Below are 21098 nucleotides of genomic sequence, written 5' to 3'. Positions count from 1 at the left end.
CGTACGGATAAGTACGCTGCATTCTTCGAAATTGCGCAAGCCTTGATCTTGAACTTTTTACGGCACCATCTGAAATCAGACTTTTTACGGTGCCATCAACCTTGAACCTTGAACCTTGAACCTTGAACCAAGTTATTTGGAAGCTTTTCCCCCTCCTTGCGGGCAGAACGCCTGCTGTGAGCATATGCATCCAGGTCAAAAAGCCGTTGGGATTCGGGTTGTCGAATGCTAAGTTATCGGGTTGTTTAACCTGTTCATTCAATCAATTTCAAAACCCGGGAGAAAAACAGCTTGGCTACTGAAATCACAGCACAGGCGCTTGACCCGGAGCGCTTTATAAAGGAAAAGGCAGCGGAAATCAAAGAGACCGTCGGGGACGGATGGGCCGTTAATGCGCTTTCCGGCGGGGTTGATTCGTCCACGGTTACACTGCTCGGCCACCGCGCTCTTGGCGATCGCTTAAAAACGGTATTTATCGAAAACGGGCTCATGCGGGCGGGCGAAGCCGAACAGGTTGTCGGGTTTTTCCGCGATCGTGGAGCAGCATCTTTTTGGATGCGGCACTTTTCAGTACATGGCCATCCTTCACGAAGACCGGGTAACCGGAATGCGCGACGGCAAACGCGATTTCGGCCGGCAGATCGAGGTTCGCTGCTGGGACAGCGTGGATGCCCGCACGGCCACGCCGACCCGGCTCCCCTTTGACACCCTTGAAAAACTGGCACAGGAGATTGTCGCCGCCGTGCCCGGTGTGGTCAGCGTTACCTGCAATATTGCCGCAAAACCCCCGTCCACCATAGAAGTCGTCTAATTCAGCAGGCCAATAACAGCCCCTAACCCTATCAATCCCCGGTTTCCTGTTGCAGAGGGGGCAAGAGGGTGGGGGTGTTGAATAATGAGCATGGAAAGGACTTTCCTCATGATGTTTTCACAACGTGTTTTCTGCGGGCAATTGACGGCAGATGACATCGACCGCACGGTGCAGCTTGCCGGCCAGGTCATGCAGGCAGCGGGTGGCAAGGCCAACCCGAAAATCGTGCAGGAACTGCTGGCAAAAAAGCTTGAGACGAATTGATCGGGTCATGGGCTTTCTTGCCCGCGGGAATCAGATTTACAAGCGTTTAAACTGCACAATGCCATTTTTGCGCCACTCGTCTATCAGGCGGCAGGTTTCCAGATCCGTCAGGGAACTGGAATCGATGATATCTTTGAGGACGGAATTTTCGCGGATTGCTTTTAGCAGCCGGAATTTAGAGGGATCCTTGTGAATTTCTTTTTGCGCATCCAGGTTGTTGCCGGAAATAAGGACACTGATGGCGGAAAGATCGGTTTTGAGGTTTCGCCGCCATACAATTTCGGCCTCGGCCTCCTGGATCAGATCCGTGAGGGGGGCATCAATGCGCCTGTTGATTTCAACGGGGCCTTCATTTTCACTGTATGAACCGCCATGCTCGGAGAAAATTCGAAAAAGTCCCTTTTTGCCGGTAGTTTGTCCAAAACCGGCGTTTGCAATCCTTCCATCCTCAATATAGATCCAGGCTGGCTTTGAACGCCCCCGAATGCTGATCGTGCCGGTAAATGCATTTTTTTCCATGTGTTTCAGCCGGTCGATGAGTTTCCCCTTTACACGGTCATCTTCCCGCGGCGATCCGGGATTTTCCGGTAAAATCTCCAGATCCGCCTTTTGGCCGACTTTCCGCTCGGCGACGATTCCGCAGTTGATCAGGTCGACGATCGCGGCCGCTGCCCGTACCCTGCTGATGCCGGCGCTGCCTTGAATTTCATTGATGGTTCGGCCGCTTCTGATCAGATTCATTATGCTGCGAAGTGTTTCAGCCGAAATCCGCTCCACGACATGGCCGGGGACCGCGGATGTTTGCAGGGTAAGCCGGACGTCCATTGAACTGACCAGGGGCCGGAGAGCAGCGGCTTCATCGAGCAGGCGGGAAGCCTCCATCAGAAGATTCATATTTTTCTGCCGGATTTTTTGGCTCGGGATGGTGTCGTGGATATTGAATTTGAAAAATCCATCGGCCTGGGCCGCAAGGTCATAAAAGGCCTCTTCGCCGTCGAGGTCTCCGGAAACCGCATTGATCACCTGCCCCTCTTTGATATAGACGGCTCCGTTGACCCCGCCGGAGGGAGACAGCAAAAAGAGCGTTCCGGTTTTTTCATTGAATTCCACCATCTGGATTACTTCGATCAATCCGATCCGGGCAAGACTTCCCTCGATATCCACATCCTCTTTCAAACCCCGCAGTCGGGCGGTCTTTTCCATTACCTTGTTAATGGCCTGCAAAATATCAGCAGGTTTAAACGGCTTTACCAGGTATTCGTCCGCTCCCATGCGCAAGCCTTTAAGCTGATCCACAGGGTCACCTTTTACCGAAAGGAAGATAAACGGAATGTCAGCGGTGTCCGGTGACTCGCGCAGCTTTGCACAGAGCTCAAATCCGCCCATTTCCGGCATTATGACATCAGAGATGATAAGGTCGGGCTGTGCGATGCTGATTTCATCCAGAGCAACCTTTCCGTTTTCTGCCTGCCATGTTTGAAACTCCCGCTTTCGCAAAATATTTTCCAGAAAGAAGCGCGTTGTCGGGTCATCGTCGATGACCATAACTTTTGTACAGGAGTTGTAGGCTTTTACAAAGGCAATAAGGTCATTTATCTGCTCATCGCCGGCCTCGACAAACTCTATCCCGGTAAGATAAAAACTGGAATTGTCCGGCTTGCGGGTATATATTATGCGCCCTTTTACTTGCAGGTTGTTTTTCTTTAAGACAGGTATGATAAGAACAACATATGAACCGAGCAGGGGTTTTTGGCTCTCCAAAAGGGCCCCGCCCTGACTCAGATTCAACTTTCGCCCCTCCCCGCGGTCGAGTTTGTTTTCCTTTTCATCAAATAGAATATATTCTATAAAACTGGAGGTATTGATCCGGGGATACCTTCGTTTTTCATTGATACTGTCCTGAACATGCTTTTTGCTCATAAAAACCGTCCTGTATTGTGCATTTAATGATGCACATTTCCATATGCAGAAACTTGTGCAAAAACCGTTGCCTTTTGGGTTGTGAATGCAACAGTATTTGCGCATTTTTTAAAATTTGTCTCATGGCGGTCCCAACAGTCAAGACAATTTTTCCACTGACATCCGAATAATTTTATGAGCCCTTCGGATCCCGGGGCCGGAAAGCCCCGCGGCACCGCATCCGGCCGGACAATTTCCGATTTTGCCGGGCAATTCGAAACCCCCGGCATTGCAATTTATCAGGGACACATTTGCTGCATGGATACGGATCGGATTTTTTCAACCGGTGTGTTTTCAGGCAGGCAGCTCGCCCGGTGCATGGCGGATTTTCAGCAGAAACCATATGAGCATGCTGATGATCAGCATGGCATAAGCAATGGTAAATGGTGTGTGAAGAAAGGATTTTACAACCCGGATCCGGGCTGTGAGCCCTTTCGGCCCGTAATCAAATCCGCGCAGGATCACGTGTATGCCCCCATGGCTCATGGGCGCAAGCATTCGAAGGTTTCCGGTTTGCACAGGCTCATTGTTGGAAACCAGGCTGATTTTGACAAAATTGGCCTGCATGTCAAAACGATCCCTGCTGATCGTGCGCCTGGCCTCCTGACCCTTGAGTTTTAGCAGTTCCGGATCATTTATAAACTTGACCTCATGTACCGTAATGCTCCACGAGGAGTCCAGAATGGCTGTTTGGCCGGCTTTCAGCTGTTGCTGCGGATATTTGTGGCCCAAAAACATTTCCAGGCCGTGGAGGACCATGACCAGGGCGAACAACAGGTGAATTGCTGTAAAGACCCATAACTTCAAGGGCCATCTGCCGTTTTGAGAACGCATCAGCCGGCTGTATATACAGGCCGCCATGTTTATTCCCAGAATGGCCGCCAGGACAATCAGGACAAAAAACCAGCATAGGACCAGCAGATGGTCGCCTCCCCGACAGATCAGCCAGGTGCGGACCAGAATTTCGTTCATGGATGACAGGCCCTTTGAAAAAGATGGAATTTCAACAGCGTTGGCCCCCAGAACAAACCAGGCAATCAGCCCGATCAGCACCCACCAGGTGATATGCAATGATGCCAGGCGGTTTATAAGTTTGTCCTGCATAAAAGTCCTTTTATGGCACTGCCACAGCCAAAACCATCAACAAGGTGCAAATCATGCCGACCCATGGGTTGGCCATATTTCTTTTCAGGCGGCCGGGAACGTGCAGGGGCAGCATAAGCAGCAGAAACAGGGCCGCGGATTTAAAAAAGTTTGCGCTCCAGTGCCAGATATCTCCATAGCCGCGCATGCACCATAGCGTCCCTGAGAGTTCAGAGGACAGAAAAAGAATGCTTGCGACCACCAGGGTGTTGAGCGCCTGTCTGATGACAATGGAATCGTTTTTGGTTTTTTTTAAGAAAGTATTTGCCCAGGCCGTGGCAAACAGAAGAAACGCAAACAATGCAACGCCTGCGGCGGCAACGCGCAAAAAAAAGAAGAGCTGCACCGTCAATGACTGGTAAATGTAGAAATCAAACCCGAATTTTCCGGCCGCGGTCCATGCAAGGACCAGTAATGCGGCAGCAATGATCCGTCCCGGGAACCACGGCCCGGCCAGGGCCGGCATGTGTGCGGAAGATTCAAGGCAAAGGCCCAGAACCAGCGCCATATGCAGGCTGGTTTCATAAAGCCCGTAAACGGGCAGTCGAACGTTTTCCACCCACCCGGCCAAAGCCGCGAACAATGTCAGCACAAGGCCGAGACATGACAGAAACCGGACACCGCTTTTCCACTCCTGACGAAAGGCGGCAAGACTTGACAGATAGGCAAAAAAGGCCGCGGCAATAATGATTTTATAATAAAGAGCAGGCATATTTTTCCTCTGTCCCCGGAAAAACGGCGAAGATTTTGTCCGGAAGGCAGAATTTCAGGTCTTTTGCACAATTCTCTCCAGAAGGCCGGACATGCAATTTTGCTGACGGATATCTGCAACTTCCGCCCTGATGCGAAAATGTTCCCGGACTTGTTTTGCAAGGGAACGCCGGACCACCCATACCTGTACCGGTGCGGAAAGCCGCAGCAGACTGTGCAGGCAGGACGCCCACCCCTGGCCTTTGAGTTCCAGGGGGCCGACTTCGTCCACGATGATAAGGTCCGCGCCGCAGCACCTGGGGATTGACAGGGCGTTTTTTCCTTTTTCCATGCTCAGGGCATCAAACATGTAGGGGATGGGCCGCAGTCCCGGCACCCGCATGGAAAGAAGATGCCTGTGGCCTGTATCCAGCTCAAGGAGTTCAAAACCGTTTCGCAGGTTGTTTTTCCAGAGACCGGGGCATGCAATGCCTGCAACCCGTCGTTCGCGGCACCGGGTTTGCCTGGCCAGTTCCAGAATAAAACCGGTTTTGCCTGAATGCCTGTCGCCTGTCAGCAATATCATCGGCGAAATTCCATGACCGGCATGAAATGTTTTTGTCCTCCGGTCAGCCTTGATTCCACAAGCGGCATGCCGTAAAGCCGGCTGAGCTGTTTTTGCGTGAGAACAGATTCCGCGTCTCCCTGTGCGGCTGCATGCCCGGCTTCAAGAAGAACGACCCGGTCGGCCGCCGCGGCAACGGCATTGGGGTTGTGCATGGAAGCCAGTACGGTCAGATTCTGATCCCGGCACAATTTGCGGATTTGATACAATAGATGGTATTGATTGTGGAAATCCAAATGATTTGTGGGTTCGTCCAAAAGCATTACCGGCGCCTGCTGGGCAAGGGCCCGGGCCACGGTGGCCAGCTGGCGCTCACCTCCGGAGATTTGATTTACCCGGCGCTTTGCCAGATGCGCTGCGCCAAGCAGTTCAAGGGCCTGCCAGGCGCTTTTTTCATCTTCGGCGCCCGGCATGGCAAAGCGGCTCAGGTGGGGGTTCCGCCCCATGAGCACCAGATCGAGCACGGTGAACGGAAAGATCTGATCTGATTCCTGCGGAACCAGGCTGATGCATTTTGCCCGGGCAGTGCCGTTTACAAGGTGAACCGGATTGTTATCGACCATGATTTCTCCGCTTTCCGGGTGAAGTATCCCGCATAAACAGTGCAGAAGGGTCGTTTTTCCGGATCCGTTGCGTCCCAGAAGGGCACAGAAACTTCCTTTGGGCACATCAAGACTTACCTGGTGCAGGACACGGGTGCCATTGTAGGCAAAAGTGATATTTGTGCAAACAAGGCTCATATCCATCCCCTTGCCCGATTTTGATACAGCAAATAAGCAAAAAGCGGGCCCCCTGCCATTGCTGTCAGTATGCTAACCGGGAGTTCGGCTGCAGTCAGGCTTCTTGCGGCAAGGTCGGCGGCAAGCAGAAAAGCGCCGCCCATCAGCGCAGTGACCGGTATCATCACCCGGTGATCAGGGCCGGACAAGGTTCTTGCCATGTGCGGAATCACAAGGCCGATCCATCCGATCTGGCCGCAGGCCGAGACGATCACGGCCACCATCAGCGAACTGATGCTGATGAAAAAGATCCTGTAACGTCTTGGGTTCAGCCCCAGGGAGGTGGCCTGGACTTCTCCAAGGGAAAGAATATTGAGTTTGAAACGCAGCAGGTGAACCAGGGTCAACCCCATCAGAATCACCGGGGCAATCAGGCGCACATCCGCCCATGAGCATCGGTGCATGCTGCCCATGACCCAAAATACGATGGCCGGCAGCTGGCTGTAGGGGTCAGCCGTGTATTTCAGCACCATCAGAAGGGCATTGAACATGGATGTGACCACAAGGCCTGCCAGGATCAGGACCAGAACCGGGCGCACTGCCACAGCCCTGGCAATGCCGGCGGCAAGTCCCACGGCACTTAAGCCGAATGCAAAAGACAGCGCGCGGACAATTCCGAAGGGACTGCCGGGCAGAATCAATCCCAGGGCCGCACCAAATGCGCATCCGGCCGAAACCCCGAGGATATCCGGAGAAACAAGCGGATTTCGAAACAACCCCTGATAGACTGCACCGGAAACGGCAAGCCCGGTTCCGCCCAGCACGGCAGTTAAACTGCGGGGCAGGCGCACATCAAAAAAAACAAGGGATTTTGGGCTTGGCGCAAGGCTGTCCTGCGCAATCCAGTCCCGGATCCAGCCGGCAGCATCTGCAAAAGAGATGTGCATCTGCCCGGTAAACAGGGAAAGGAAAAAGAGCAGAACCAAAATCGCACCCAGTATCCATAAGGTTTTCTGATCACTCATGATCCAGGGTTTCCGTTTGGCGCATTCTGGTTTTGGGGGGGATGCTCCGGGTCTTTGCACTCAATTTTGTCATTGAGATGACCGCCCATTTTGGTGAAGCTTTGATCAAAAAGGATTTCGTGAAAATCATTGATCTCATGGAGCAGGCATATGTCTTCAAACTGCTCCGGATAAAGCCTGTTCCCGAGCCACAGCACCCCCATGACCGACAGGGGTGAGGGAAAATCCCAGGGCGAAAGGCTGGAGGGAAAAACATGGATTTCATTTTCCCGCACTGCCGGCAGAAGAGAAAACTGCCGCCGGTTTATAAATGTTTTTGCCTGAAAGCGGCTCATGGGGCTGATGACAATGCTTTCCGGAGCCCAGGTCATGAGCTGTTCCGGGGAAATTTGTTTAAAATGGCCGTGAAGACCGTGGGCTGCATTGATGCCGCCGGCCAGATGAATCATCCGGTCCTGGAGCATGCCGGAAGGAGACGTGGACAAAAATCCTGAAGGACCGGCATAATATACTGTTTTGCGTTCCCCCGGATCCAGATTCTGCACCCGTTTTCCGACCCGTGCCAGCACCCGTTCCATTGCCTGGATGACCGCATCGGCCCGCCGGGGTTTTCCAATGGCCGAAGCCACCATAATCAGTGTCTGCTTTATGGACGCAAAGGTTTCCGGTGCAATCACCACGGCCGGGCAGCCGGAGTTTTGGAGCCTGTCGGCCATCTGAACGCCTGTTTTCTGATAAGACAGAATCACCAGATCCGGATTCAGGCTGAGCACGGTTTCAAGATTGATTCCGCTGGATTTGGAGCCAACGCCCGGCAGATCCGCCAGCTCCGGTGCCACGGCCAGAACCAGGGGATCGTGCCGCGACGAGTTATCAAGCCCGACAAAGGCGTCTGCCCCTTTCAGGCACAGCACCATCAGCGTTGCGGGCTTAAACGTGGTCACCAGGCGGCTGACATTGTCGGGTATTTTGACTTTCCGTCCTGCTGCATCGGTTATGATTCTTTCAGCGCAGGCCCGGGATGCCGTTACGAGCAAAAGGCCGCATGCAATAATAAGAAATAATTTTTTCATATGTCCAAAAATTGATGGAATCGTAAAAAGGCCCAAATCGGATATAACCCCTAATCAATGAATAAATAAATCATTGATTTTACTTAACACTTAATCACTTAAAACTTAACACTGCCTGTAAAAGAGACTTTTTACATGCTCATCAAAAACTGGCTTTGAGCCCGACAATGGCATTTCTGCCCGGGGCGGGAAAACCAATTTCCGATTCATAATCTTTGTCAAACAGGTTTTCGCATTCAAGCCAAGCCGTCAACTTATTGGTAATTTGCTTTGATATCCGGCCGTTGACAGTAAAATAGTCTTTTGTGTTTGTCATTTCCTCGGCTGGTTTTGCAGGGGTGGGCAGATCTTCATAGATCTTGTCCACATAAATCCCGCGCAGGTTCAGCCGGGCGTTTATCCATGGAATCAGCCCATCAACGCCAATGACAAACTTGTTTTCCGGCACACCTGCAACCTTTTCCGTAACGGCTATGGCGCTTTTATTTTCAGCGTCATTATAAGTATAATCAATACTAGCGCTCAAATCCGGGATAGGGGTGTAGCTGAGCCCGATTTCTGCGCCTTTCATTTCAACGTCTTCAACGTTGATGTAGACATCGTCCCTGAAATCATCCTCCTGATAATCCCTGGAGATCCAGTCGGAAATATCATGATAAAATCCTTCGATACGCAGATGGAAAACCCCGGCAAAGGTTCGCTGCACACCCAATGTATAATTGATGCTCTGCTCGGAATCCAGATTCGGGTTGCCGGAGCTTCCGGAGTATAGTTGGTTCAGGGTGGGAAAACGGGTTTTTTCGCCACCGAACCATATACCCGGGTGGTATCGGCAAATTGCCAGCTCAGTCCGGCCATGGGATTGAACTCCGCGCTGGTGTCCGTGTCGTCCAGATCCATTTGCCCGGCAAACAGGTCATTTTCGTCAAAAACGGTTTCTTCGGCATCATTGACTTCAAACCAGTCATAACTGGCGCCGATCACGGCCGTCAGGCCGTTGTCAAAGAAAAACTCATGCTCCGTGCCCACCGAACCGGTATAGGATTCGAACTCATTAAACGGCAGATTTTCACCGGCCCGGTCTTTGTGGATGTCTTGCTTATAGTGAACCGAAATATGGCCCGTGTACCAGGCGGCCGGGTCAATATCGGCAATCATTGAGCCGCCCACGTAGCTGTCATCGTATGTACTTGTGGCAATTTTTTCGGTTAAACCGGGATCCGCATAAGAGACGAAATCATCCTCGTGTTCATGGTAAAACAGTTTGCCCCTCAGGGTGAGCCAGGAAACAATATTCTGCCTGCCGCTTAGATCAATTCCCCAGTCATCATAGTTCTCAAAGCGGCTGAAGTTTGAAAAGCCCGCATCATCGCCCCTGGTGGTATAGTACCTTGTACTCATCTGTTTGAAAAGGCATGCCCCTTTCGGCCTGCATCATATGCATGCTGACAAAATATTCGGAATTTTCGGAAGGGGTGATGCCAACCCGGCCCCAGAAAGAATCCTGTTCTGAATCCGCGTTGTTCCTGAAACCGCCGTTTTCTGTAATCATGGGATCTCCCATGAAGGTTTTTTTGGGTGCTGCCGTTTCAGGATCAAAATCGTCTGACATCCGGAAGCCATCGGTTTCACGCCGGCTGTAGCTGAGCCAGTAGTTGACTTTTCCGACCTGGTTTCCGTGGGACAATGCCGTTTGGTAGGTGTCGTTTTCACCGATTTCCTGGGTGAAGCTGAAGGAGGGGTTTTCGGTGCCTTTTTTGGTGACCACGTTGATAACCGCGATCTGGGTGTTGGCGCCGTAGAGCACTGAAGGGGCGTTTTTGGTGATTTCAATTTTGGAGATCATTTCCGCCGGAATCTGATCCAGGTTCAGCTTGCCGTAGTAGGTTTCATAAAAGGGAATGCCGTCGATTAAAAACAATGATTTTTCAGTGCCAAAACCGTGTATGGAGATTTCCGGTTCATTTTTGCTGCCCCGGGTCACTGTGATGCCGGGGGCAAAACTCAAGGCCTGGGCAAGCGTCTTGCTCCCGGTTGCCGCAATTTCTTCCTGGTCCATTTCATGGTTGATGGCGATATCCTCGACTCCGGTTTTTTGACCCTTCACCACAATTTCACCCAGTTCAAATACAGGCTCACTGCCGGGTTGTGCCAGAATCCAGCCGGGGGCCAGCAGAATACATAAAAATCCGATTAAGAGTGCTCCGGTTTTTCCGTGCATGACATTCTCCCTAAAAACGGTTAACAGTAAATGCGGAAGCCGAACAAATCGTTATGACATATATGGCATAACGATTCATAAACGACGTGTTTACTTCTGTCAACCAGAAATCCCCGGGACTGGTGAAGCGTTTTTTACGGCGCCACCATTTTTTGGATTCCCAAAGCTGCGGACGACAAGGGGGTAAAACAGCGCTGCGGGTGAAAAATTTTTTGCCGGCTTTGTTTCCAGGGTTCTGCACGGCTGTGCAGTAAAGGGAGTGGTTGCTGCCTGATGGTTTGTTTGTAGTGGGATGCAGCCTGCATTTATTCCGGTTCTGATTCCGGGGGGCCCGCACCTGCGATTTTGATATTCAATATGTTTTCAAGCTGTTTAAACTGTTCGTCGGTCTCGTGTTCAATATCCTGCTGCAGTCGTGTAAAGGCACGGACGAGCTCTTCAGCCAGCGGGGTCAGGCAGGAGCCCCCTCCGGCCGCCCCTCCGATTCGTTTTTCCAGCAGTTGGGCGCCCAGGCGCTCTTCGGTGGCATGGATCCTTGCCCATACCGCCCTATAGCCCATTTTCAGCTCCTTGGCCGCGGCATGGATGGAGCCGGTTTTTTCAATGGCTTTTAAAATGCGCAGCCTTCCGGAGCCAAACACCACTTTTCCGTCTGCATCCTCAAGCCATATCTTCGAACGGCTGTATAGTTGTTTTGATGGTATTGCCATTTCATTGCTCTTTTGGTTTTTAGATTATATCCAGATATTTTTCAGGATTACGCAATCATTGCAGAAAATACAAGTTTATTGATCCCCCCAAGGTTTCAGGCCTGCTGGCGGCACCAGGTTTCTTGTGTGAAAAACAGAAGCACAAAAGATATCGCCACCCATGCCAGCATCAGGCTGAAGCCTTTTTGATAGGCGGCCAGGGAATATATTTTCACCCCTTCTGACATGCCGCCCTGCCAGCATCTGTCCAGCACCCAGCCCACCGCGGGCTGCAGCAGCATGGGGCCGGCCATCACGCCCATGTTGATCACCCCGGATACCGTGCCGGCAAGCCGCAGGGGAACCGATTCCTTGACAAAGGCAAAGCTGATCACCATACATCCCGAACAGAACCCGGTTGCCAGCAGAATAACCACCAGGGCATAAACCGGCATGCCGGGCAAAAAAAACAGAATGGTCCAGCCGGCCAGACACAGGCTGCACCCAATGAGATAAAGCCGTTTTCTTCGGCCAAGCCGGTCTGACATCCAGCCGAATACCGGTCCGCCAACGGCCCAGGCCACCAGCAGGGCTGAGGTCAGCATTGAAGCATCAGCGGTGGATATGCGGTAATGGGTGGCAAGGTAGGGCACCCCCCAAAGTCCGGCAAATGTCAGGGTCGCGCCCACGATGCCGGCGGGGATAAAAAAAAGCAGGCCTGTGTTGCGGGCGGCAAACACTTCGGCCACGTCTTTTCGGATGTTTCTTGGCGCAGTGTTTTCCCCGGGAGCCTGCTGCGGAGCAGCCGGGCTTGCGTAGCCTTTGCTGCCGGGATCATCCCGGACAAACAACCAGATCAGGGCCCCAATGGCGATTGTAACCCCGGCAATGCCAAGCATGATGGTTTGCCAGGAGTAGATGTTGATTAACATGCGAAGCGGCGGGCCGGCGGATACTGCACCGATGATGCCGGAAAAAAGCGTCATTCCGGTAACCGCGGCAAAAAGCCGGGGAGCAAACCAGTTGGCCGCCAGCTTGAGCAGGCCCACAAATGCCACGGCCACGGATGCGCCGATCAGCAGCCGGCCCAGGCCGGCCCATAAAAACCCCGGAGCGGCTGCAAACAGGACCGTGCCCAGGCTTGCGATCAGAGCGCCCGCGGCAAGCAGCCGCCGGGGCCCCAGGGTGTCTGCCAGGATGCCCGTGGGAATCTGCATGGCCACGTAGCTGTAGAAATAAAATGCCGAAAGCTGTCCCAGTGCGGTGGCACTGATATCAAAATCCCGCATGAGCTCATTTGTCATCACTGCCGGGGCCACCCGGTGGAAAAATGCCATCAGGTAAAACAGCGCAGCCATGGCCCACATGAGCCATGAAAGCCGAAGCGGCGGCGGGTAAAGAGAGGCGTTGTTCACTGTGTTTGACTCCCGGATGTTTTCTGGTCTGAAATCCTGGCCGCAGGCCGGAATTGGCCCCGGCCGTACTTCCCCTTTTTTGCCCATATTCCCGGCTCAATTCCGCAAAGTCAAGAAGCAAATGGGTCAAACTTTTCAGATGACAGCCATGAGAGGGATTTTTTCGTTGACATTAATTACGTTTTTCGTTTACGGTAAGCGTAAATAAAGCGGGGTGATATGGATACACATGATTTAAAAGCAGTGCAGCGGGAAATTCTTCTCGGATTCTGGAAAGTTCATATTCTGTACCATGCGGCTGAAGGGCCGGTGGTGGGCCAGTGGATGCTCACAGAGCTTCGCTGCCACGGATACGAGGTGAGCCCCGGGACCCTGTATCCCATCCTTCACCGGATGGAAAAGCTCGGATGGCTCTACAGTCAGGCAGATGCCGCAGCCGGCTCCAAGGCCAGACGTTCGTTTTATGCCACCGAAAAAGGCAGACAGGTCCTTGAGGTGGTTATGGGTCAGCTAAAGGAACTGGTCAGCGAGGCCGCCCCCCGGTCAAATATCAGCGGACAAACCCATGTTTGAATTCATGGACGTAGGGTACGGCAGCATGCTGTCTGTGCCGGACCTGCGCATCGGCGACGAGCAGATCACATCTCTGGTGGGCGTCAGCGGCAGCGGAAAAACAACCGTGCTGCGGCTGCTGAATAAAATGATATCGCCAACCCGCGGAAAAATCTTTTTTCAGGGCGTTTGCCTGGAGCAGATAAACCCGGTGCAGCATCGCCGCAATGTGGTGATGCTCTCCCAGGTGCCGGTTATTTTCAAAGGAACAATCCGGGACAACCTGTGTGTCGGGCTTCGTTTCCAGGAGCGCAAGGCCCCGGAAGACACCGCCCTGAACCGTATCCTGAAAGATGTCCGACTGGCCAAATCCCTGGACCTCAATGCGGCACGGCTTTCCGGCGGAGAGCGGCAGCGGCTGGCCCTGGCCCGGGTGCTGCTGCTCGATGCCCGGGTCTATCTCCTGGACGAACCCTCCTCGGCACTGGATGATGACACCGAAGAATTCATTTTCGATATGCTGACAAGCCATGCAAGGCAAACCGGCAAAACCATCGTCATGGTAACCCATTCCAGAATCATAGCGCGCAGATACGCCGATGTTCGAATCGAGATGGCCGACGGCAAGTGCGTGCAAAGGGCCTGCCCCCATGAATGACATCATTGATCTGTCCATCCTGCAGATCGGGATGGCCTATATTTTTGTTCTTATGGTCCTGGTCGTGGTCCGGGTCCGGGGCATACGCAGGGAAGCTGAGATCGTAATCTCATCGGTGCGCATGACGCTCCAGCTCATTTTGGTGGGTTATGTCCTGGTGTATGTGTTTGACCATCCGGGCCCCTTGAGTACGGGTATCATCATCGCCCTGATGGAAGTCTTTGCCATTTGTACCGTACTTTGGAAATTCCGTGCCAAACTGACAAATCCCCTGCGCAGGGTCATTGTCTTTTCCATGTGTCTGGGAACACTTTCGTGCATTTTCTATTTTCTGCTGGTGGTCGTGCGCATCTCGCCTTGGTACGATCCCCGGTATGTGGTGCCCATTGCCGGCATGCTCATCGGCAATTCCATGACCGGAATATCTTTGGGCGTCCAACTGCTCATCGAAGGGATGACCACACAGAAAAGCATCGTGGAGGAAGCCCTGGTTCTCGGCGCAACCCCCGGAGCGGCCACCCGGGAAATTATCAACAGCACCTTTGATGCCGCCATCCTGCCGACAATCAACTCCATGATCGGCATGGGAATTGTGTTTCTGCCGGGAATGATGACCGGCCAGATTTTGTCGGGTATTGTCCCGACAACGGCCATTGCCTACCAGATCGCCATCATGCTGGGCATTCTCGGGGCGGTTTCCTTAACCGTTATCATAATGCTCCAGCTGGGCTGCCGGACTTTTTTCAACCACCAGGATCAGCTTCGGTGATAAATCCCGAAAATCCTCAAATCATTTTGAAACGCTTTGGGTGAAATTTGACAATAACGGGAGGGTATGTTTATCCTTTAAAAACAATACCCGTAATTGCGTAAAAATTCTCGTCCTGCTTTCAGCCTGTTGCTGCAGACTTCCGGGTTTGTCCCGGATATGGTCGGATTCAAATACCCACAGAAAGGAGGTGAACCGGAATGCCCAAATGTGGTCTTTGCGGAGGGGATGCACCCAAGCAGCCCTGCATCACAGAAGATGGCGAGTGTGACCTGTGCGGTAAGAAAGCGGTGCTGGCCGAGGAAAAAGAAGACGAAAACAAAAAGAAGGACTAATGAACAAACAGGAGGCAGGCCCGTTCGGCAGCAGATTGCCCCTAAAAATGGGCAGGAAGCCGAACGGGCCTTTTTGGCTCCTGCTTTCAGAAATGCAAAATCCGGAAACACAATAAATGGAAAAGACCACCCTGGTTGCATGCCGAATTTTTGAAGATGAATTAAATGCGTGCCTGGCAGACAGAAAAGACGTGCGCATTTCCTGGGTTGAGGCAGCTCTGCATGCGGATCTCGACCTGCTTGAAAAGGAGCTGCGCAATGTCCTGGCGCAAACAGATCCCCGGCAACAACGGGTGCGCCTTTTGTTTGGAAGCGGTTGCCATCCGGATATGGCCGGCATTGCAAAGGAATTGGGAACACAAACGTCGCCCTGCAAAAACTGCATTGAATGGCTGGCCGGCGACGAGGCAAAATCGCTTGAGCAAAACCGCACCATGCTCATGACCCCGTCATGGATTCGTGTATGGCCGGAAATCATGTCTTTGATGGGCTGGAATGAAGTCGATGTGCGGATGCAGCTTGGCCGCTATGATCGGATCATGGTGCTGGATCCCGGCTTAAACCTGCTGACGGATGATGAGACACTGGCGTTTTTTGATCTTGTCCAGGTTCCGGTGGAAACCCGCCCCGTGGACCTGGCGCATTTCTGCGCCCGTCTTGCCCAACTGCTGGAATAAAAGGACAAAAAAGGGAGGTTGTCTTATGTCACAACTGCTTGAAATGCTTGGCTGCCAATATCCGATTATTCAGGGACCCATCGGTGAACTCAATGATCCGGAAATGGTGGCGGCCGTATCTGAAGCCGGCGCTTTCGGGATGCTGGCGCTTGGTTTTGTTTCGGATATAGAACAGGTCAGGCAACTGGTGGCAGCAGTCAGGGAGAAAACGGATAAACCCTTTGGCGCCAATCTCATGATCTCCTTGAATCCCAATAATGAAAAAATTCTGGAAACCCTGCACGAAGCCGGTGTCAAGACGGTGACCACTTCAGGCGGCTCGCCCAAAAAGATTTATCCCAAACTCAGGCAACTGGGCATGAAAGGCCTACATGTGGCACTTTCCGCCCCCCAGGCGGTCAAAGCCGTGGATGCGGGTGCACACGGTGTGATTGTATCGGGTACTGAAGCCGGCGGATTGCGAACACTGGGGCCGGAATCCACCAATTTCATTTTGATACCCCTGGTGTCTGACCTGGTCGACGTTCCTGTGGTGGCGGCCGGTGGCATAGCGGATCGCCGCGGGTTTCAGGCGGCAACGGCGCTGGGAGCCCAGGGCGTGCAGATTGGAACCGCTTTTCTGGCTGCCGCGGAAAGCCCGGCCTGCAGGGCCTGGAAGGATGCCATTGTGGAATGCGGTGATGCCTGCACCATGCGGGTGCCTTTGGGTGCCATGACCATAAGGAGCATCATCAATCCAAAGCTTCGGCAGCTGGTTGATTCCGGGGCGGATCTGTCCGGGAGATACGATCTGGCAAATGCCGGAAAAGCCTGGAAGGAAGGCGATTTCGACCTGTTCCCCGCGGGCGCGGGACAGGTCAGTGCGCTGATCGGCAAAGTGAAACCTGTAAAAGAGATTGTTCAGGAAATGGTTTCGTAAGCCGCAAAAACAGACCCCATCATTCAGACAAGACATTCTCCGCTCCGGCCTCAGTCCGGTGGGTGCAGGGGTATGTTGACAAAATTAATATAAATGAATATTTATATGCTTATTAAACTTATGGCCCCATAACTGCCGGCCCGCGTGTAATCGGGCATCATGGGGCCGGCAAATACAACACCGGATCCGATATCTTGATTTCCGCAGACACCCGGGATATGCACAAGGGCGGTTTTCTTCACCCATGCCGCTTGCTGACCGCATAAAAACACCATAGCGCCAAATTGCGAAATATTGTTGACAGATTGAATATGAACATATAAATATCGATTTATTCGATTATGTAAACTGCAATAGCAAAAGAAAGAGTGAACATGGCAGAAGACAGGATGTATGATTTGGTCATTATAGGCGGCGGGCCGGCGGGATTAACCGCCGGGATGTATGCCATGCGCGCGGCGCTTCGGACCGTGCTGGTTGAAAACAAAGTTTCGCGTTCCGGATCGTCCTTATGTTGCAGAAAGGTGACGACTTGAACAAACCCGCTATTCTCAAAAACAAACACTACTCCGATGTTTCGCACACCTTACAAATACGATGGCACAGAGTCAGGGAGATTTTGAGAAAGGAGATGAATTCGGGAGCTTGGATGCGCTTCATTTAATTTCCAAAACATTGGACTTGATAAAGGCCGCGGAGGACAATAGGAGGCGGCAGACGGTGCGGCAAAAAAGCCCACTCCGGGAAAATGTTCAATGACAGGCAGGAAAAAAGGAAAATCCTTGAAGGAAGACCGGGACAGAAACCCGCAAAGCCGGGCGTCAGAAGAGGATACCCCTTTTGACGTAAACCGGCTGGATGATGATCAGCTCCAATGCGCCGCTTTTCTGGCCAAAAGCCTTTCAGACGGCAATCGGCTGAGGATACTGCTGTTGCTCAGCGGGGGCAGGAAATCGGTATCCGCCATTGTCGAAGAGCTGGATTTGTCTCAACCCCTGGTGTCGCATCATTTAAAGGAGTTGAAGCGAAGCCTTCTGGTGAGGGTGGAGCGAAAGGGCCCCTTTATTTATTATGAACTGGCAGATCCCGGAATCCTCGATATTTTGCGGAATTTGAGCGACATGGCAACCGAGCTTTTATCAGCGAGAAAAACTTTTTAATATCAAAAGGCAGGATGAATTTCCATGGATGAACTTTTTGAAATGATTTCCGGCATGCCCCCTGAAAATGCATTGTCAGAGATCACGAAAATACTGAGCAGGCTTCTGGAAGACATGGACAGCGAAGCGCGGGAACATTTTCTTATGAACCTGATCACAAAGTTTGAAGGCGATAAGGTCTCGAGCCTGGTCAATCTCTGATTTTGGTCTGTGAACGGCTCGTGATGCTCAAAACTCCGAAAAGCCCTGTTTATTCAAGCATAATTTCCTCCCCGGTTTCATCCGAGGGTTTCAGGCTGGAAGACCGCATTATCAGCCGCGCGCACGCATTCCACCGCAAAATCGCCTCCTGATCTCCCTGGGGGTCCATGCTCATGGCCGCCTCATATAAATCCATGGCTTTTTTCAGCCATTTGTAGGCCATGTTCCCGGAGCCGTGCCCGCCGCGGTTAAGATGGGTCTTTGCCCTTCTTTCGCTGATAATCGCCTCATAATAGACCTGATGAAACCTGGTGCTCAAACGGGGCAGCAGTTCTTTTGCCCTTGAAAACTCTGCGCTGAGCTCGCCTGAAAACTGATCCGCCAGGGAAAGAATCAGGGTTATCAGGGCCTGCTGGTTTTCCGGTTCCACGTCCAGGATGTCAAGACATATGGACTCGGCTTCTCTGGGCTCGTTTAGAAACCTGTAGCAACGCGCCTTTTCCAGTGCGCTGCCGATGTCTTTTTTCGGGAGCTTTTTGAGTTCAAACATCGCCGCCTCCTTGTGATACCTGTGTTTTCGCAAAATCCGGGGATCATTGATCTATGAACCATCTTCTTTTTTGTTTTCCTTTATCCGCCTTTTGATTTGGGCGATGCATTTGGTGACAGGGATTTCTTTGGGACACACATCCGTGCACCACCACATGTTCCGGCATCCCCATGCCCCGTCTTTGGTGTCAAGCTGCCGGAGCCTTTCCCGGGTTGCCGTGTCCCTGGAGTCAAAAACATACCTGAATGCCCTTAAAAGTGCCGCAGGCCCTGCATAGTTTTCATTGGCCCGGTTTATGGGGCAGGACGCTGTACAGGACCCGCAAAGGATGCACCGCAAAGACGGCTCGATCAATGCCTGGTTTTGGCTGTCCTGAAGTCTTTCTGTTTCCGGGGGGTCCTGGCTGTTGATCAGGAAGGGCTGCACCTGGCGGTATTTTTCAAAAAACGGTTCCAGGTCCACCAGAAGATCCTTGATCACTGTAAAAAGCGGAAGCGGTTCAATGATAAAGTTGCCTCCGGTCTTGAAATCCCGGATCAGCTTCTGGCAGGCCAGGTCGATGTTGCCGTTTATGACAAGGGCGTCAGAGCCGCATATGCCGTGGGCACAGGAGTATCTGTAGGTAAGGGTGGGGTCCTGCTCCCATCTGATTTTGTTGAGGCAGTCAAGAATCTTGTCAGTGCCCTCTGCCTCCACTTCGTATTCGTCGTAACGGGGCCGGGCGTCTGTGGCCGGATCGTATCTGAATACAATGAATGTGGTTTTCATAACCGCTGTTCTCCCGTGGCAGTTGTCATAAGACTTCTAATATTTTCTTTCCTTTGGCTCAAAGCGCGTGATGGAAACCGGTTTTTTCAAAAATTCAGGTGTTGTTCCGGCTCCTGCGTGCCTGAACAAGGTGTGATGGAGAAAATTTTGATCATCCCTTTCGGAAAAATCCTTCCGAAAGTGGGCCCCGCGGCTTTCTTCCCTTGCAAGGGCGCCCATGGCGATCACTTTTGCAATCTCGAGCATGTGGCCAAGTTCTATTGCCTCCAGAAGGTTTCGGTTAAAACAGCAGCCCTTATCCACCACTTTGACGTTTTGGTAGCGCTGCTCCAGTCCTTCAATGACTGAAAGAGCGGCATTAAGACTTTCTTTTGTCCTGAACACACCGACATTGTCCTTCATTGCCTTTTGCAGCCCTATCAGGATGTCTCCGGGCTTTTCACTGCCTTCGGAATCCAGAAGGGCCGATATCCTGCCTGTTATTTCATCTGCCTGGCCGGTGGGTGCGGGCGGCGGAGTTTCTTTTGCAATGAAGTTTCTGATCTCTTTTCCCGCCCTTCTGCCGAATACGAGCGTGTCGAGCAGGGAGTTGCACCCCAGGCGATTGGCCCCGTGCACGGATACACAGGCGCATTCTCCGGCGGCATAAAGGCCGGAAACAGGTGCTTTTTTGTCATCTGCAAGCACCCTGCCGTCAGAATCCGTGGCAATGCCGCCCATCATGTAATGGCATGTCGGGACAACCGGAATCGGCTCTGAGACGGGATCAATGCCGGCATAGGTTTTTGCAAAACCCGAGATTTCCGACAGTTTGGAATCCAGCACTTCCTTTCCCAGATGGGTCAGATCCAGGTGAAGATAATCTTTTCCGTCGATTCCGCGGTCGGCAAGCATTTCTTCTGTCATGCAGCGCGAAACAAGATCCCTGGGGGCGAGATCCTTGATTTTGGGGGCGTATTGTTCCATGAAACGGGTTCCGTCCCGGTTGCGCAGTATGCCGCCTTCGCCCCGGGCGGCTTCGCTGATAAGAATGCCGAGTTTGTATATGCCGGTGGGATGAAACTGTACAAATTCCATGTCTTCGAGCAGGGCCCCGGCCCTGAAGGCAATCGAGAGGCCTTCGCCCGTGGAGGCAAATGCATTGGACGTGGTCTGGTAAATTTTCCCTGCGCCGCCGGTGGCAAGCAGCACGGCATTTGAGTGAAATGTATGAAATTTGCCGGTCAAAAGCTCATAAGCCACCAGCCCGCAGCACCGGCCATCTTCCATGAGCAGGCCAAGGACCTGGAACTCATTGAAAAAGTCGATTCCCGCCCTGAGGCTTTTCTCCCAGAGGGTATCGAGAATGACCCGGCCGGTCCTGTCTGCGGCAAAGCATGCCCTTTTTATGGCCTTTTCCCCGAAATTGCGGGTATGGCCCCCAAAGGCCCGCTGGGCGATTTTGCCTTCAGGGGTCCTGTTGAAAGGCACGCCCATGTGTTCGAGTTCGTAAATGGTCCTGGGGGCGTCCTTGGCCATTACCTCAATGGCATCCTGGTCGCCCAGATAATCGCTGCCCTTGACGGTATCAAACATGTGCCATTGCCAACTGTCTTCCTCCTGGTTTCCAATGGCTGCACCGATTCCCCCCTGGGCCGCACCCGAATGGGAGCGGGTTGCAAAAACCTTGCTGATGACAGCAACCCTGCTGTTTCCCCCCAGTTCGATGGCTGCCCGGAGCCCGGCAAGTCCGGCCCCCACCACGACTGCATCATATTTGTGTTCCATTTGCATCTTCCCTTTGAAGCAGGAGTGATTGTTTCCTGTATCCCTTTTAAACAATTTAACCCTGCGGGAGCATCCGTCAAACCGGCGAAACATTTATGGACCGATTGG

Annotated in this window: 26 protein-coding genes and 1 pseudogene; 11 read left to right on the top strand and 16 right to left on the bottom strand. The window is 52.5% G+C overall.

Annotated features, from left to right (window positions below):
• Window positions 1–262 (bottom strand): hypothetical protein (locus ACTCIA_RS08935; protein WP_463001461.1); only part of this gene is annotated, 262 nt, incomplete at its 3' end.
• Between the two features lie 252 nt (window positions 263–514).
• On the opposite strand from ACTCIA_RS08935, the gene ACTCIA_RS08930 reads away from it, so the two are divergent.
• Entirely contained in the window at window positions 515–811 is a 297-nt protein-coding gene (locus ACTCIA_RS08930) for a GMP synthase (glutamine-hydrolyzing) (RefSeq protein ID WP_463001460.1), read from the top strand.
• A gap of 108 nt (window positions 812–919) precedes the next feature.
• Window positions 920–1075: a hypothetical protein gene (locus tag ACTCIA_RS08925; protein WP_463001459.1), complete on the top strand. Its 156-nt coding sequence runs from the start codon at window positions 920–922 to the stop codon at window positions 1073–1075.
• 36 nt (window positions 1076–1111) lie between these two features.
• Here the strand turns inward: ACTCIA_RS08925 and ACTCIA_RS08920 are convergent, their stop codons facing one another.
• The 12 genes from ACTCIA_RS08920 to ACTCIA_RS08865 form a co-directional block, all read right to left on the bottom strand.
• Window positions 1112–2995 carry a response regulator gene (locus ACTCIA_RS08920; RefSeq protein WP_463001458.1) on the bottom strand — a complete coding sequence of 628 codons (1884 nt, stop codon included), beginning with the start codon at window positions 2993–2995 and terminating at the stop codon, window positions 1112–1114.
• A 333-nt stretch (window positions 2996–3328) separates the two neighbouring features.
• Window positions 3329–4138 carry a hypothetical protein gene (locus ACTCIA_RS08915; protein ID WP_463001457.1) on the bottom strand — a complete coding sequence of 270 codons (810 nt, stop codon included), beginning with the start codon at window positions 4136–4138 and terminating at the stop codon, window positions 3329–3331.
• Window positions 4139–4148: 10 nt separating this feature from the next.
• The gene (locus ACTCIA_RS08910) at window positions 4149–4889 is read right to left on the bottom strand and encodes a hypothetical protein (protein ID WP_463001456.1); all 741 of its coding nucleotides are present in this window, start codon (window positions 4887–4889) and stop codon (window positions 4149–4151) included.
• Window positions 4890–4943: 54 nt separating this feature from the next.
• Window positions 4944–5453: a nucleoside-triphosphatase gene (locus ACTCIA_RS08905; RefSeq protein ID WP_463001455.1), complete on the bottom strand. Its 510-nt coding sequence runs from the start codon at window positions 5451–5453 to the stop codon at window positions 4944–4946.
• Window positions 5450–6232 carry an ABC transporter ATP-binding protein gene (locus tag ACTCIA_RS08900; RefSeq protein ID WP_463001454.1) on the bottom strand — a complete coding sequence of 261 codons (783 nt, stop codon included), beginning with the start codon at window positions 6230–6232 and terminating at the stop codon, window positions 5450–5452. Before ACTCIA_RS08900 ends, ACTCIA_RS08905 begins: the two co-directional genes overlap by 4 nt.
• Window positions 6229–7236: a FecCD family ABC transporter permease gene (locus ACTCIA_RS08895; RefSeq protein WP_463001453.1), complete on the bottom strand. Its 1008-nt coding sequence runs from the start codon at window positions 7234–7236 to the stop codon at window positions 6229–6231. The genes ACTCIA_RS08900 and ACTCIA_RS08895 overlap by 4 nt, the downstream gene beginning before the upstream one ends.
• On the bottom strand, window positions 7233–8309 hold the full coding sequence (locus tag ACTCIA_RS08890) for an ABC transporter substrate-binding protein (protein WP_463001452.1): 1077 nt from the start codon (window positions 8307–8309) through the stop codon (window positions 7233–7235). Before ACTCIA_RS08890 ends, ACTCIA_RS08895 begins: the two co-directional genes overlap by 4 nt.
• A gap of 142 nt (window positions 8310–8451) precedes the next feature.
• Window positions 8452–9051: a TonB-dependent receptor domain-containing protein gene (locus ACTCIA_RS08885; protein ID WP_463001463.1), complete on the bottom strand. Its 600-nt coding sequence runs from the start codon at window positions 9049–9051 to the stop codon at window positions 8452–8454.
• A 35-nt stretch (window positions 9052–9086) separates the two neighbouring features.
• Window positions 9087–9710 (bottom strand): TonB-dependent receptor domain-containing protein, encoded by a 624-nt coding sequence (locus ACTCIA_RS08880; RefSeq protein WP_463001451.1) that lies wholly within the window; start codon window positions 9708–9710, stop codon window positions 9087–9089.
• A complete protein-coding gene (locus ACTCIA_RS08875; protein WP_463001450.1) occupies window positions 9676–10530 on the bottom strand; it encodes a TonB-dependent receptor in 855 nt (284 codons plus the stop codon). Before ACTCIA_RS08875 ends, ACTCIA_RS08880 begins: the two co-directional genes overlap by 35 nt.
• A 305-nt stretch (window positions 10531–10835) precedes the next feature.
• On the bottom strand, window positions 10836–11240 hold the full coding sequence (locus tag ACTCIA_RS08870) for a winged helix-turn-helix domain-containing protein (RefSeq protein WP_463001449.1): 405 nt from the start codon (window positions 11238–11240) through the stop codon (window positions 10836–10838).
• 95 nt (window positions 11241–11335) lie between these two features.
• The gene (locus ACTCIA_RS08865; protein WP_463001448.1) at window positions 11336–12634 is read right to left on the bottom strand and encodes an MFS transporter; all 1299 of its coding nucleotides are present in this window, start codon (window positions 12632–12634) and stop codon (window positions 11336–11338) included.
• A 219-nt stretch (window positions 12635–12853) separates the two neighbouring features.
• Here ACTCIA_RS08865 and ACTCIA_RS08860 point away from each other — a divergent pair, with 219 nt between their 5' ends.
• The 9 genes and pseudogenes from ACTCIA_RS08860 to ACTCIA_RS08820 all read left to right on the top strand — a co-directional run bounded on the left by ACTCIA_RS08860 (window position 12854) and on the right by ACTCIA_RS08820 (window position 17905).
• The gene (locus tag ACTCIA_RS08860; protein WP_463001447.1) at window positions 12854–13207 is read left to right on the top strand and encodes a PadR family transcriptional regulator; all 354 of its coding nucleotides are present in this window, start codon (window positions 12854–12856) and stop codon (window positions 13205–13207) included.
• Window positions 13200–13844: an ABC transporter ATP-binding protein gene (locus tag ACTCIA_RS08855; RefSeq protein WP_463001446.1), complete on the top strand. Its 645-nt coding sequence runs from the start codon at window positions 13200–13202 to the stop codon at window positions 13842–13844. Before ACTCIA_RS08860 ends, ACTCIA_RS08855 begins: the two co-directional genes overlap by 8 nt.
• On the top strand, window positions 13837–14613 hold the full coding sequence (locus tag ACTCIA_RS08850; protein ID WP_463001445.1) for an ABC transporter permease: 777 nt from the start codon (window positions 13837–13839) through the stop codon (window positions 14611–14613). The genes ACTCIA_RS08855 and ACTCIA_RS08850 overlap by 8 nt, the downstream gene beginning before the upstream one ends.
• Window positions 14614–14813: 200 nt before the next feature.
• Window positions 14814–14948, top strand: a complete 135-nt coding sequence (locus ACTCIA_RS08845) for a hypothetical protein (protein WP_463001444.1) — start codon at window positions 14814–14816, stop codon at window positions 14946–14948.
• 116 nt (window positions 14949–15064) lie between these two features.
• On the top strand, window positions 15065–15625 hold the full coding sequence (locus ACTCIA_RS08840) for a DUF1638 domain-containing protein (RefSeq protein WP_463001443.1): 561 nt from the start codon (window positions 15065–15067) through the stop codon (window positions 15623–15625).
• A 25-nt stretch (window positions 15626–15650) separates the two neighbouring features.
• Window positions 15651–16544: an NAD(P)H-dependent flavin oxidoreductase gene (locus ACTCIA_RS08835; RefSeq protein ID WP_463001442.1), complete on the top strand. Its 894-nt coding sequence runs from the start codon at window positions 15651–15653 to the stop codon at window positions 16542–16544.
• Window positions 16545–16918: 374 nt separating this feature from the next.
• Window positions 16919–17056, top strand: a pseudogene (locus ACTCIA_RS08830) (FAD-dependent oxidoreductase); the annotation flags it as partial.
• Window positions 17057–17326: 270 nt separating this feature from the next.
• A complete protein-coding gene (gene tsoR / locus ACTCIA_RS08825; RefSeq protein WP_463001441.1) occupies window positions 17327–17704 on the top strand; it encodes an ArsR/SmtB-type metalloregulator TsoR in 378 nt (125 codons plus the stop codon).
• Between the two features lie 24 nt (window positions 17705–17728).
• Window positions 17729–17905, top strand: coding sequence for a hypothetical protein (locus ACTCIA_RS08820; protein WP_463001440.1), 177 nt, complete (start codon window positions 17729–17731; stop codon window positions 17903–17905).
• Window positions 17906–17954: 49 nt separating this feature from the next.
• Here ACTCIA_RS08820 and ACTCIA_RS08815 read toward each other — a convergent pair whose 3' ends face one another.
• Genes ACTCIA_RS08815 through sdhA form a run of 3 tightly spaced genes read right to left on the bottom strand, consistent with a single transcriptional unit; the run spans window position 17955 to window position 20990 of the window.
• A complete protein-coding gene (locus ACTCIA_RS08815; protein ID WP_463001439.1) occupies window positions 17955–18455 on the bottom strand; it encodes a hypothetical protein in 501 nt (166 codons plus the stop codon).
• A 51-nt stretch (window positions 18456–18506) separates the two neighbouring features.
• Window positions 18507–19223, bottom strand: a complete 717-nt coding sequence (locus tag ACTCIA_RS08810) for a succinate dehydrogenase/fumarate reductase iron-sulfur subunit (protein ID WP_463001438.1) — start codon at window positions 19221–19223, stop codon at window positions 18507–18509.
• Window positions 19224–19259: 36 nt separating this feature from the next.
• On the bottom strand, window positions 19260–20990 hold the full coding sequence (gene sdhA / locus ACTCIA_RS08805; RefSeq protein ID WP_463001437.1) for a succinate dehydrogenase flavoprotein subunit: 1731 nt from the start codon (window positions 20988–20990) through the stop codon (window positions 19260–19262).
• Between the last annotated feature and the right edge of the window lie 108 nt (window positions 20991–21098).

Source organism: Desulfosalsimonas sp. (assembly GCF_055149105.1).
Note: the sequence above shows the minus strand (reverse complement) of the source record. Positions and strands in the feature narration are given on the sequence as shown.